This is a genomic window from Membranihabitans marinus (assembly GCF_021729155.1).
GTDB classification, from domain to species: domain Bacteria; phylum Bacteroidota; class Bacteroidia; order Chitinophagales; family Saprospiraceae; genus Membranihabitans; species Membranihabitans marinus.
On record NZ_JAJQYA010000012.1, the window covers coordinates 25,425 to 38,078 of the forward strand.

Consider the following 12,654-nt stretch of genomic DNA (forward strand, 5'->3'; position numbering starts at 1 on the left):
AAATGGTATTAGCACTGATTTTTAAGGATGTAAGAAAATTTTTTACGAGTTTGGTCTCGGTGACCAGCTTGATTATATTCTATGTTTTGATGGGACTTATTCTTTGGGTCTTTCCCGATTATAGTCTCCTAAATGGATATTACAGCAATCTGGATTCATTTTTCACCATAGTTCCATTGGTTTTAATGTTTTTAATTCCCGCACTCAATATGAATGCACTCGCTCAAGAGAAAGAGAGCGGAACCATCGATCTTTTATTGACTCGTCCTATCTCAAGTTCTATTATTATCGCTGCCAAATTTATAAGTGGAGTAATCATTATTACCGTCGGCTTACTGCCATCACTATTGTACGTGTATTCCATCTACCAATTGGGAAATCCAGTGGGCAATCTGGATATGGGTGGCGTAGGAGGCAGTTATATCGGTTTAATGTTGCTGTGTATGGTTTTTACTGCTTTGAGTATTTTCGCTTCGTCCATGTTGAATAACAATATTTCAGCATTGCTATTTTCGATATTGATATGTTTTTTGGGATATTGGGGCTGGTATCTCATCAGTAGTCTTTCCTTGTTTTATGGGACCTGGGATTATTGGGTACAGTGGTTGGGATTTGATTTTCACTACACGGAATTGGGCAAAGGATTGATTCGCTTGGAGAGTTTACTGTATTTTATATCTGTGATTACGCTGTTTCTTTTTGGAGCTTATGTGAACATTGAAAAATTGAAACGATGAAAAAAGATTATCACATACGTAATTTTATTTTGTTAATCTTTGGGTTAATTGCCATTAATTTTATTGGTGTTCAGTCTGAAGTACAATGGGATTGGACGGAAGATAATCGGTATACGCTGTCCTCGACGACGGAGGCAGTTTTAGAGAAAATAGATGATCGTATCCTAATAGATGTCTATCTTACTGGTGATTTTCCCGCAGTTTTTAAACGATTGGAGCAGAGTACTCGATCTATATTTAATCGATATGAAAGGATGAACCTCAATCTATTGATTTCCTATGAAAATCCATCCGTAGGATCAGTAGAAGAGGTCAATCTTCGGAGGGAGGAGTTGGCCAAAGAGGGATTGAGTTCGGTAAGGTTGAATATCCCTGGGGAATCATTAGAACGCAGAATATATCCCTATGCGGCCTTGAAATACGGTACCAAAAAGGTGTATATCAATCTTTTGGAATCCGAACGAAGCGGTACTCCCAACGATCAAGTAATCAATGAGTCCATAGCCCTTTTGGAGTATAAAATAACCAGTGGATTATTGCGCTTGTTTCAGGATAGAAAGAAAAATGTATTGTTTACTGAGGGCCATGGTGAATTGCAACCCTATGAAACTGCTGACTTGGAACAAAGTTTGCGATTTTATTTTAATACAGGAAGGGTAAATCTCGATTCCATAGTTTCTATTCCTCAAAATATTGATGTAGTCGTAGTGGCACAGCCCAAATCAAGTTTTTCGGATCGAGAAAAGTTTATCATTGACCAATATATTATGAATGGGGGAAAGATGATGTTTTTATTGGATCCCATGCGAGTTGATGAAGACAGTCTTCGGACAACAGGTCGATTTGTAGCCACGGATTACGATTTGGGACTCAATGATATTTTGTACAAGTACGGCGTGAGACTTCAGTCTAACCTGATATTGAGTTTGGAAAATACCAGAATCCCATTAGAGGTAGGTCAAGTCGGTGGGCAAAAGCAGTTTGATTTATTTCCTTGGTATTATTATATCGCCTCTATACCCAATGACAATCATATGATTAGTCGTGGACTGGAGCGAGTGCGTTTGACCTATGGCTCTGTTATAGATACTGTAGCCACATCTACGGCTGTGACCAAGACGCCGTTGTTGTTTTCAGGACCCTATAGCAGATATCAGTTTAACCCGGTAGACATAGATCTCAATATTGTGCGCTTTGAGCCCGATGTATCCGCATTTAACCACGTAAATTTGCCAATGGCCATGTTGTTGGAAGGGCAATTTGAATCCCTATACAAAAACAGAGTTTCATCGAGTATGGAGGAGGGCCTAGCGTCTTTGGGACAGAGTTTTCAAGCCATGTCCAAACCCACTAAGATTATGGTGGTCTCCGATGGAGATATCGCCAAAAATGAGATTGATCCAAGAACGAAGGATATTCGAAGTCTCGGTTATGATAGATACGAACAGTTCACTTTTGGCAATAAGCCCTTCTTATTAAATGCGGTGGAATATCTCACGGGATTGGATGTCGTATTGCCATTGAGGGCCAAAGATTTGAAATTGAGGTTGCTGGACCAGCAAAAAGTTGAAGCGGAAAGTAGTCTTTGGCAAGCGATGAATTTTTCATTGCCCATTGTATTTTTTCTAATGATGTCTTTTGGCTTGAATTTTTATAGAAAAAGAAAATATCAGTAAATGAAACGATTATCCTGGATTATATCCTCAGTACTGTTGTTGTTGATCGGATATTATTTTTATAGTCAAAACCAAGGCGAGGGCATTAGAGAAGATTTGGTTCTTCATGTAGAAGATACTGCGGATATAGCTCAAATAATTATCTTAAATAGAGCGGGAAAGAAACAATCTTTTTCGCGACGCAAAAATTATTGGGTAAATGAAAAAGACGAGGTGTTGCGTGCCGATGCCATCAACAATTTGTTGGCTACTATTCACAGCCAACGCGTGTCGAGTTTGATTCCCAAGGCCGCTATGGACAATGTAGTGAAAGACCTCAGCAGCAATAGTGTGCTGGTTCAGTTAATGGATAAAAAAGGGGATAAGTTACTCAGTTTTTATGTTGGAGGAGTAACCCCAGATGATCGGGGGACTTTTATGATTCGCGAGCAATCCGAAATACCAGTCATCGTCAATATCCCTGGGTTTGAAGGCAATTTAAGGACTCGTTATATCATGAGTGAAAATGATTGGGCGTCTAGGGAATTATTGCCAGAGTTAAATTCTGTGAAACAGATAAGATTAGATTTTCCCAGACAGCAAGAGGAGAGCTTTATTTTTCGATACAATGAAGATAACATCGGCTATGTTCAAAAAAGATGGGATACAGAAGTTAGATACTCCGAGATCAATACCGATAAATTGAAGGTCTATATAGATCGACTTCAAAACCTATATGCAGAAGCCCTTTTGGATCCGGCGAAGATCGAAGATTTAGAGGATGTGGTACCATTTTGTGTATTGGAAGTAGTCGATGAGGAAGATGAGATTTATAGTTTGAGCTTTTTTCCACAGATATGGATTGATATGCCCAATGAAGAAGTGAATATGCCTACGGTAGAACGATATTATACCTATCGAAATGACGGAAAGTTGTTTTTAACCCAGCATTTGTTGATGCAAAAGATTTTTATAGGTTACGAACATTTTGTATCTTCCTTGGGAAGTGGAAGTAAGATGTAAGTATCTGGTATTCTTTTGTTTATTTTCTTTATTGTCGCTATCGATGGTGACCATGGAATGGGGATTTTATGGGCATAAAAAGATCAATTATTATGCGGTATTAACCATACCCCCACCATTGATAGGATTTTTCAAACCTCATATTATATTAATTTCCGATCGCGGTGTTCGACCAGATATGAGGCGGTATGTCCATCCGTTGGAAGGATATAAGCATTATATAGATCTAGATATTTGGCATAAGGGCGATTCTCTGATATTACATAGAAAGTTTGAATACGATAGGATAGCCACCGCGACTTGGACGGTGATTCGATCTGAAAAAGACGATACCGGGAATCGAGAAAACAATAGTAGACGGGACAATGCTGCTGAAAGTATAGGAGGTGTTCAAACATTGAAGGATACGGTAGACTTTGTTGGTTGCGCTGATGGGAGATATTGGTTTCGATATCAGAGGGATTCTTTCTCCATCGATTCTGTGGGATTAGAATTGGATTTTAGATCACATGGATACGATTTGGAATTTGTCGTTGCAGAATTTTTATATCCCGGTTTGAACCATCGTTTGCATTATAAGGATGAATTGATTGAAACAGGTATGTTGCCCTATTCTTTTATTCATGTTTATCGACAGTTGGTGTCGGCTTATCGATCTGGGGATGTATCTGCTATTCTACAATTATCTGCCGATATAGGACATTATGTTGCGGATGCACATGTACCATTGCATACTACCAGTAATTACGATGGACAGAAGACGAATCAAAAAGGCATTCACGGTTTTTGGGAATCGCGGATACCAGAGTTGTTGGCGGCCGAGGAGTTTGATCCCTTTGTGGGGCCTGCTCAATATATTCCTTCCGTGGATAGTTTTATTTGGGATATTGTATTGCACAGTTATAGTTTGGTGAATCAAGTGCTGGATGTAGAATCTGAGGTGAGATCAGGAATGCCGGTGTCTGAACTGTATTGCTATGAGGAACGCAATTATCAGACTGTTAGGCTGCCCTGTGCCGACTTTGCTAGGGCTTATCATGAGGCCCTGGATAATATGGTGGCCAAACAATGGCGATCGGCGATTCATCACGTGGGGTCGGTATGGTATTCGGCTTGGATCGATGGGGGGCGAGTCGATGTAAAATGGTTAAACGACCAAGTAATAGAGCAGGACGAGGGCATTTGGCAGAAATTGAAATCCTTATTGGAAAGTCAATCTATTCTGGGGCGTGAACACGATTAATATCCTAGGTGTTTTAAAGTGTCGGTCATTCAAAATCTTTTTCATCATTATAATTTGTAATCCGTATAACTTGTAGTTGTTTGGCTTTGAGTTGATTTTTGAATTAGTGATATACGGAGGGCCAGATCTTTCAGAAATTTGAAGTCCAATATTTAAATACATATTTATTGATATATTTGGCGGATATTAAAAATATACCCTAGTGAAAAAACTAATTCATATACTTATTGGAGCGACTATGGGCATGGCAGAAGTTGTTCCCGGTGTTTCTGGAGGAACCATTGCCTTTATTTCTGGTATCTATGAACGGTTAATCAATGCGATTAAAGCTGTGGATGGACAGGCTTTACAGTATTTACTTCGCGGAAAATGGAAATCATTTTTTCAAAAAATTGACGGCGTATTTTTACTTTTTCTTCTATTGGGGATGATTGGAGGATTGTTGGTGGGTATCTTTTTAATTAGCCACTTAATTGAGGTATATCCCATTCCTATGTGGGCATTTTTCTTTGGGTTAATTCTCGGATCAGCGATATATATCGCATTGAAAATTAAGGATTGGAATCTAAAGTCGATATTGCTTTTAATTGGTGGGTTTGGCTTTGCTTATTTTATAACCCGAGGTATGCCGATGTCTGGGATTGATTCCCCTTGGGCATATTTTTTGGCCGGTACTGTAGCCATTTCAGCTTTAATTTTACCTGGTATCTCTGGGAGTTTTATTTTATTGATTTTGGGCATGTATACCTTAGTGCTGCACAATGTCAAATCGATTTTGACATCGATGGATATTCAAGCTTTAATTAAGATAGCGGCTTTTGGAGTTGGAATATTGATTGGATTGGCGCTATTTTCTAGGGTCTTAAGTTGGACATTTAAGAATTATAAATACCCTACTTATGCGCTATTGACAGGATTTATTTTTGGGTCTCTCAATAAAATATGGCCTTGGAAGATACCTACGATGGGATTGGATAAGGAAGGACAGTTTATTGCTATACAACCCGGACAAGTCATGGATTGGGAGGAGATTAAAATAGTGGCCGAGCAAAATGTTGGACCCTATCATTCTGCCATTCAAGAGTCTCATTTGGCAACCGTTATCGTCTTGGTTGTTCTGGGATTGGCTATTATATATGGGATAGCTAAGGTTGAGAAAAAGGCCGATTAATGTCGAAATGCTCTGAGTACTTAAAGTGATATTTTACCCGTGATTAGCAGTGATAATTTTAGTTATTTCCAAAATAATGATTACATTATTGGTTATTTATCAATAATCCAAAATCTATGTGTTACGATGCCAAAGCCTTGCTAGAAACGCAGTTGAAGCGTGCCAAGAAGTACAATGATGCAGAATGGCAAAAAGAAATTGAAGAAGACTTAATTCCATTTGAAAAGTATAACCTATTTCACGCAGCGGGATTTAGTCACCCTCAACTTTTGATTTATCCAGATAATCAGCCGTTTCGACCGACTCCATCTACTTGGGGATTGTTACCTCATTGGGTAAAGGATGACAAACAAAGGATGGATTTTTGGAATCGGACTTTAAATGCCAGAGGGGAAACCATATTTGAGAAACCTGCATTTAGGACAGCTGCCAAGAGCAGTCGATGTTTGATTTATATGGATGGATTTTATGAGCACCATCACTTTAAGGGCAAGACCTATCCTTTTTTTATTCAGCGTGCGGATAAGGCGCCGATGATTATGGCTGGATTGTGGAGTAAATGGAAGAATCCGGCTAATCTCGAAGAGTGGCACACTTTTGCCATTGTTACGACGAAGGGCAATTCACTTATGGAAGAAATCCACAATAATCCCAAATTGGCGGAGCCTAGAATGCCTTTGATTTTGCCGGAAGCGATTGCCGACCAATGGTTGCAGCCTATTGAAAATGAATTGGACAAGCAAGTCATCCAAGATTTGATTTTGCCCCTGCCTGCAAATGAATTAGTGGCTCATACGGTTCGCAAACTTAGAGGAAAGGAGGCGACGGGCAATTTGCCGAAAGCTTCAGAGAAATATGATTATTTCGAGTTGGTTAATAAAGATCAAACCTTATTTTAATTGAATAAAAAAGAAGGAAATTATATGAGAGTTTTATATGCTATGGTTTTGTTTGGATGTATTGGATTGATGACGAGTTGTGGTACGAGTTCCAATTTGAGAACAGAGACTACACAATGGCCATTGCACATTATCGATAGTAGTTTATGGGGTGCAGATGGGATACGAGTGGGGGATTTTAACGGCGATGAATATGCCGATTATATTTCTGGTGGAGAGGAGAAAGGATTGACCAAGGTGTATTTGGGCAGAGGGGGAGATGGTTTTAATGAATTGACTTTTGAGAGTGCGGATGTAGAAGATGCTATTTTTTTCGATGGAAATGGCGATGGTCGATCTGAGGTAATGACCCTATGTGAAGGGCGAAATGAAGCGATGTATTGGCATTTTTTGGATTCCAACGATGTTTGGGTCAATCGAGAAATAAATGCAGCTAGGGGCAAAAAATGGATGTATTCTGCAACGGCGAATTTTTTACCTAATGGAAGTCATCAATTAGTAGTAGGGGGCAAGGGGGATAATGCTATAGTGGGATGGATGGATATTGGACTCGACTATGAAAAGAGTAGTGAATGGCCAATTCATTTTATCGATTCTGTGGGTTGGATAATGAGTATTGAGGTTTTGGATATCGATGGAGATGGTGATGAAGATGTGGTAGTATCTGATCGTAAGGGGAATGATTCAGGGGTGAAATGGTACGAAAATCCTGGATCTGATAAGATATACGGAGATTGGGAGGTTCACGACATAGGCCTGATGGGGCAGGAGGTTATGTTTTTGACCGTTTTAGATTTTGATAATGATGATGTTGTCGATGTTGTAGCAGCGGATATTGAAAGTGGGGTATATTTATTGACTCGCACTGAGGACATCGGTGGTTTATGGGAAGAGTCTTTGTTGTTTGCATATCCCGAAGGAGTTGGGGAGCGTGGGAAGTCGGTTGCTGTGACCGATATCAATGGAGATGGTCAGAAGGAGGTGTTTACATCTTATGAAATGGCAGAAGATTTGGCTGGTATTGTCTGTTCGAGTTATGACAAAGTGGCCAAGACCTGGGTTCACGATGATATTGGTGGTTCATTGGGGATAAAATACGATAAAATATTATTGCACGATGTCGATGGGGATGGAGATCTCGATTTAATGACTACAGAAGAGCGCAGTCTTGAGAATGGATTGGGTGTGATATGGTATGAGAATCCAGGCGTAGATTCCATGTGATTTGTCAGGTTATTAGCCACTGGATTCGGTGTGATTGCAATGCAATTAGATAGGTTTTTGGCCAATGTGGTTCGGTGAGATTGTACCATCCATGGTAAGCGAATTATCGAGGCGTGATCTTTTAATTAATTTTGACGACGTAGAGACATGACTGAATGAAGCTCGGAGAGCCAAATGCCTTAAATAGGCATTTGGCGAAGATGACCGAACAAAATGCGAAGCATCATTGATCCTTAATGGATCAATGGTGAGGGAACCGAAACCTCCGTGTTTCGGGTGGGTAGGCCACTGGCTTCGGGTGGGAAGGTCTCCCGGCCGAGGCGTGACTGCCCCGTAAATCGATAGGTTTTTAGCCACTGTGGTTCGGCGAGACTGAACCGCATATCGTAAGAATTACATTTTAATTTATTATGTCGTCCTTTCAGGACTTCTTAATTGGGTAAACTATTTTTCGTAGGGTTTCACCCTACGCTGACATATATCGTCCTTTCAGGACTTTTTTATCAAGCTGGCTCTGGCGTGACTGCCCCGTAAATCGATAGGTTTTCGCCACTGTGCTCCGGCGTGATTCCACCGTAAATCTTCAGGGATTCTGCCCTGCGATGTGATTACACCCTATATCAATAGCCAATTGCCAAAATGAAGAGAAAACATTCTAATTGTTAGATATTTTGGAGACGCAAGGCATTGCGTCTCTACGTTAGTGTATGACTTCCCCGTAAATCGATAGGTTTTTAGCCACTGTTTCGTGAATGATGCAGGCATGACGAAAAAATTCTCTCCTATTGGTAAGAAACATCCATACCCTCTATTAGACAATATGACTGATGTGGATTGTATAGATGCACGAATGGATATGATCATGGATTTGTCATGATTTTTGCAATCAGATATTAAAGAAGGTTGGTGATATTATCAATAGATAGTTTGGTCAACTAATTCTCATTTGGCAAAAATCCCGCCAAATCAACTTTAGGTTACCACTTAACCGTGGGTTTTCAACCCACGGCTATTAACATATCATCCCTTCAGGATGACCGAGCAAAGTTGTCCCAAGGACAACCAAATGCCGTAAATCGGCATTTGGCGAAGATGACCGAACAAAATGCGAAGCATCATTGATCCTTAATGGATCAATGGTGAGGGAACCGAAACCTCCGTGTTTCGGGTGGGTAGGCCACTGGCTTCGGGTGGAAAGGTCTTCCGGCCGAGGCGTGACTGCCCCGTAATTCGAAAGGTTTTTAACCAATGTTTCCGGCATGACTGCAACATAAATCGATAGGTTTTTAGCCACTGTGGTTCGGCGAGACTGAACCGCATATCGTAAGAATTACATTTTAATTTATTATGTCGTCCTTTCAGGACTTCTTAATTGGGTAAACTATTTTTCGTAGGGTTTCACCCTACGCTGACATATATCGTCCTTTCAGGACTTTTTTATCAAGCTGGCTCTGGCGTGATTGCCCTGTAATTCGATAGGTTTTTAACCACTGGCTCCGGTGAGATTGTACCATCCATGGTAAGCGAATTGCCGAGGCGTGATCTTTTAATTAATTTTGACGACGTAGAGACGCAATGCCTTGCGTCTCCCTAAATTGTCGACTGAGACGCAAGGCATTGCGTCTCTACGTTAGTGCGTGACTTCCCCGTAAATCGACAAGATTTCACCTGTTATTTATTATGTCGTCCCATCAATACTTCTGAATAAAAATCTAAGATGTGCTCATCCATTATCAAGAAATCATCCTATGGTTTGGCATAGTAGCTGTTTCGAGAAAAAGGAAAATTGTTTGACAATGGCCAATGACCAGCCTCTGAAAAAATAAAAATGAGAAAAGAAAATACATTGAAAAGATTGAAGACAGGGAGTAGTTGAATATAAAAATAACTGAAAAGCAATGACTTAAAACAAAAAAAGCTGAATATCAAAATCGATATCCAGCTTTAAGAGTTCTTAGGCAGCCTGTGGGATGACTGAGCGTAGTTGCCCTTTAGGGCAACCAAATGCCGTAAATCGGCATTTGGCGAAGGAACCGAGGCCACTGTGCCGAGGCGTGATTGCCCTGTAAATCGTCAGGTATTAAGCCACTGGCTCCGGTGAGATTGTACCATCCATGGTAAGCGAATTGCCGAGGTGTGACTTCCCCGTAAATCGACAGGATTTCACCTTAATTTATTATGTCGTCCCATCAATACTTTTGAATAAAAATCTAAGATGTGCTCATCCATTATCAAGAAATCATCCTATGGTTTTACATGACAGCCATTTCGAGAAAAAGGAAAATTGTTTGACAATGGCCAATGACCAGCCTCTGAAAAAATAAAAATGAGAAAAGAAAATACATTGAAAAGATTGAAGACAGGGAGTAGTTGAATATAAAAATAACTGAAAAGCAATGACTTAAAACAAAAAAAGCTGAATATCAAAATCGATATCCAGCTTTAAGAGTTCTTAGGCAGCCCGTAGGGGAATCGAACCCCTGTTACCAGGATGAAAACCTGGCGTCCTAACCCCTAGACGAACGGGCCAGCTTACCTGCTTTCTGTAAAAGCGATTGCAAATATAGGGGAAAAATTTAATTGTCAAAAGTTTTTTCAAAAAAAAATTGATTTTTTTTCTGCGGAAAACTTAATGATATTTTAACTACCTTTACGGCTTGTTTTTTTCCAAAGTTTTAAAACTTTGTCTTTACTAAGTTTGAGAATTAAAATAAAAATCTTATGCCTAAAAAAATTGCTATTAATGGTTTCGGCCGTATCGGTAGATTGACTTTCAGAAGTCTTTTAAGTAATAATGACGTAGAGATTGTTGCAATCAACGATTTGACAGACAATGCTACCTTGGCTCATTTGTTGAAATATGATACTGCTCACGGTACATTGGATAATGAAATATCTTCTGACGATGAAAGTATTGTTGTAGATGGCCACAAAATTGTTGCTCTTGCTGAAAGAGATCCTGCTAAATTGCCTTGGAAAGAACTGGGTATTGATTTGGTTTTGGAATGTACAGGTATCTTCCGTAGCAGAGATAAAGCATCTTTGCACTTAGAAGCTGGTGCTAAAAAAGTATTGATTTCTGCTCCTGCTGCAGGAAGTGATGTGAAAACTATCGTTTTAGGTGTAAATGAAGATGAGATCGATCCAGCTGAGGTAGTATTCTCTAATGCATCTTGTACTACTAACTGTTTGGCTCCATTGGTTAAAACCTTGGATGAAAATTATGGTATCTTACAAGGAACCATGAGTACTATCCACGCTTATACTTCTGATCAAAGTATCCAAGATGCTCCACACAAAGACTTGAGAAGAGCTAGAGCAGCTGCTCAAAACATAGTTCCTACAAGTACTGGTGCTGCTAAAGCAGTAGGTTTGGTTTACCCGAACATTGGCGACAAAATTATGGCCATGTCATTTAGAGTACCTACTATCACCGGTTCTATCGTAGATCTTACAGTGAAAGTTTCTAAACCTACAACAGCTGATGCTGTAAATGCAGAGTTTAAGAAATTGGCTGAAACTTCTCTAAAAGGAATATTGAAATATGAGGAAGCTCCTATCGTATCTAGCGATATCGTAGGATCAAAATACTCTTCAATTTTTGATAAAGAATTGACTACTGCTGATGGAGATTTTATCCGAGTAGTAAGTTGGTATGACAATGAAGCTGGTTACTCTACCAGATTAGGAGAATTGGCAGTTAAGTTGGTATCTCTATAATCTTCAAGAAATATTAAGTTATATTGAAAAGACCGCACTGGGAATAGTGCGGTCTTTTTTTTTGGCCTGAACTATCTATTCTCCTCTTTTTTTTATACATATTATAGATTGTATTAAAATGTAAAGATGTTCTCTAAAAATTGGAAAGCCTATATTTTCCAGCTTTCTGTGATTTATTTCTATAGAAAAAGCTGTGGATGAATTTATTTTCAATCACTTATAGTACAAGACATCACACGGATATTTGAAGATGAAACCATTGTTATATCAATGATGTATTAAAATGAGGTAGGATAGGTCATTTAGGATGATATATTTTATATTACACTTCACATATCTCTGTACTCAATATAAATAAGTTACCAATTTTTGGTATTTTTATATTAATTATTTGAACTATGAGTAAAAATACATCAATATCACTAGGGAATTATTTTGATCAATTTGTCAATAATCAAGTTTCTACCGGTCGGTACAAAAATGTGAGTGAGGTAATTAGAGCCGGACTTCGACTTTTAGAGAATGAAGAAAATAGAGTTTTGGCATTGAAGAACTCTATTCAAGAAGGAATCGATAGCGGAATTGCACTCGACTTTGACTCCAATAAGCATCTTCAAGAATTAAAAGACAGACATAAAAATAATGTTTGAATATAAACTGATTAATAAAGCAGTAGAAGATTTATCAGATATTTGGAAATATACGATAGAAATCTGGCCTTCGGGGGGAATAATTGATAAGGTAAAGTAGGATGAGTTTTTCAATTCAAAGAAAAATCTTGTCTCGAGGATATTATTTTTTTCAAGTGCCTTGCCGCAAATACTGAATTATGAAGGATTTGCATATTTTTAATCAATATTTATTTGCAAAAAATAAGTGTCTATATTGAAATTATCAGATTTAATTGTAAAATAAATGTCATTATTTGGAAAAAAATTAATTATGTTACATAAAAATAAAGACAAAAATTCAAAACCTAAAA

General features: G+C 38.8%; 9 protein-coding genes and 1 tRNA gene. 9 read left to right on the plus strand and 1 reads right to left on the minus strand.

Going from position 1 to position 12,654, the window contains the following annotated elements; translation table 11 throughout:
- The first annotated feature begins 2 nt into the window (after positions 1–2).
- From LVD51_RS09450 to LVD51_RS09480, 7 genes are all read left to right on the plus strand, one after another.
- Positions 3–737: an ABC transporter permease subunit gene (locus LVD51_RS09450; RefSeq protein ID WP_236970981.1), complete on the plus strand. Its 735-nt coding sequence runs from the start codon at positions 3–5 to the stop codon at positions 735–737.
- The gene (gene gldG / locus LVD51_RS09455) at positions 734–2,413 is read left to right on the plus strand and encodes a gliding motility-associated ABC transporter substrate-binding protein GldG (protein WP_236970982.1); all 1,680 of its coding nucleotides are present in this window, start codon (positions 734–736) and stop codon (positions 2,411–2,413) included. The genes LVD51_RS09450 and gldG overlap by 4 nt, the downstream gene beginning before the upstream one ends.
- The gene (locus LVD51_RS09460) at positions 2,414–3,415 is read left to right on the plus strand and encodes a DUF4340 domain-containing protein (protein ID WP_236970983.1); all 1,002 of its coding nucleotides are present in this window, start codon (positions 2,414–2,416) and stop codon (positions 3,413–3,415) included.
- A gap of 31 nt (positions 3,416–3,446) precedes the next feature.
- Positions 3,447–4,658 (plus strand): phospholipase C/P1 nuclease family protein, encoded by a 1,212-nt coding sequence (locus LVD51_RS09465; protein ID WP_236970984.1) that lies wholly within the window; start codon positions 3,447–3,449, stop codon positions 4,656–4,658.
- Positions 4,659–4,860: 202 nt separating this feature from the next.
- The gene (locus LVD51_RS09470) at positions 4,861–5,829 is read left to right on the plus strand and encodes a DUF368 domain-containing protein (protein WP_236970985.1); all 969 of its coding nucleotides are present in this window, start codon (positions 4,861–4,863) and stop codon (positions 5,827–5,829) included.
- A gap of 116 nt (positions 5,830–5,945) precedes the next feature.
- Positions 5,946–6,728 (plus strand): SOS response-associated peptidase, encoded by a 783-nt coding sequence (locus LVD51_RS09475; RefSeq protein ID WP_236970986.1) that lies wholly within the window; start codon positions 5,946–5,948, stop codon positions 6,726–6,728.
- Positions 6,729–7,952 (plus strand): FG-GAP-like repeat-containing protein, encoded by a 1,224-nt coding sequence (locus LVD51_RS09480; protein WP_236970987.1) that lies wholly within the window; start codon positions 6,729–6,731, stop codon positions 7,950–7,952. It begins immediately after the preceding gene.
- A 2,457-nt stretch (positions 7,953–10,409) separates the two neighbouring features.
- Here the strand turns inward: LVD51_RS09480 and LVD51_RS09485 are convergent.
- A tRNA-Glu gene (locus LVD51_RS09485) sits at positions 10,410–10,481 on the minus strand.
- 192 nt (positions 10,482–10,673) lie between these two features.
- On the opposite strand from LVD51_RS09485, the gene gap reads away from it, so the two are divergent.
- Positions 10,674–11,672: a type I glyceraldehyde-3-phosphate dehydrogenase gene (gene gap / locus LVD51_RS09490; RefSeq protein ID WP_236970988.1), complete on the plus strand. Its 999-nt coding sequence runs from the start codon at positions 10,674–10,676 to the stop codon at positions 11,670–11,672.
- 398 nt (positions 11,673–12,070) lie between these two features.
- Complete coding sequence (locus tag LVD51_RS09495; RefSeq protein WP_236970989.1) at positions 12,071–12,322, plus strand: type II toxin-antitoxin system ParD family antitoxin; 252 nt, start codon at positions 12,071–12,073, stop codon at positions 12,320–12,322.
- Positions 12,323–12,654: the final 332 nt, after the last annotated feature.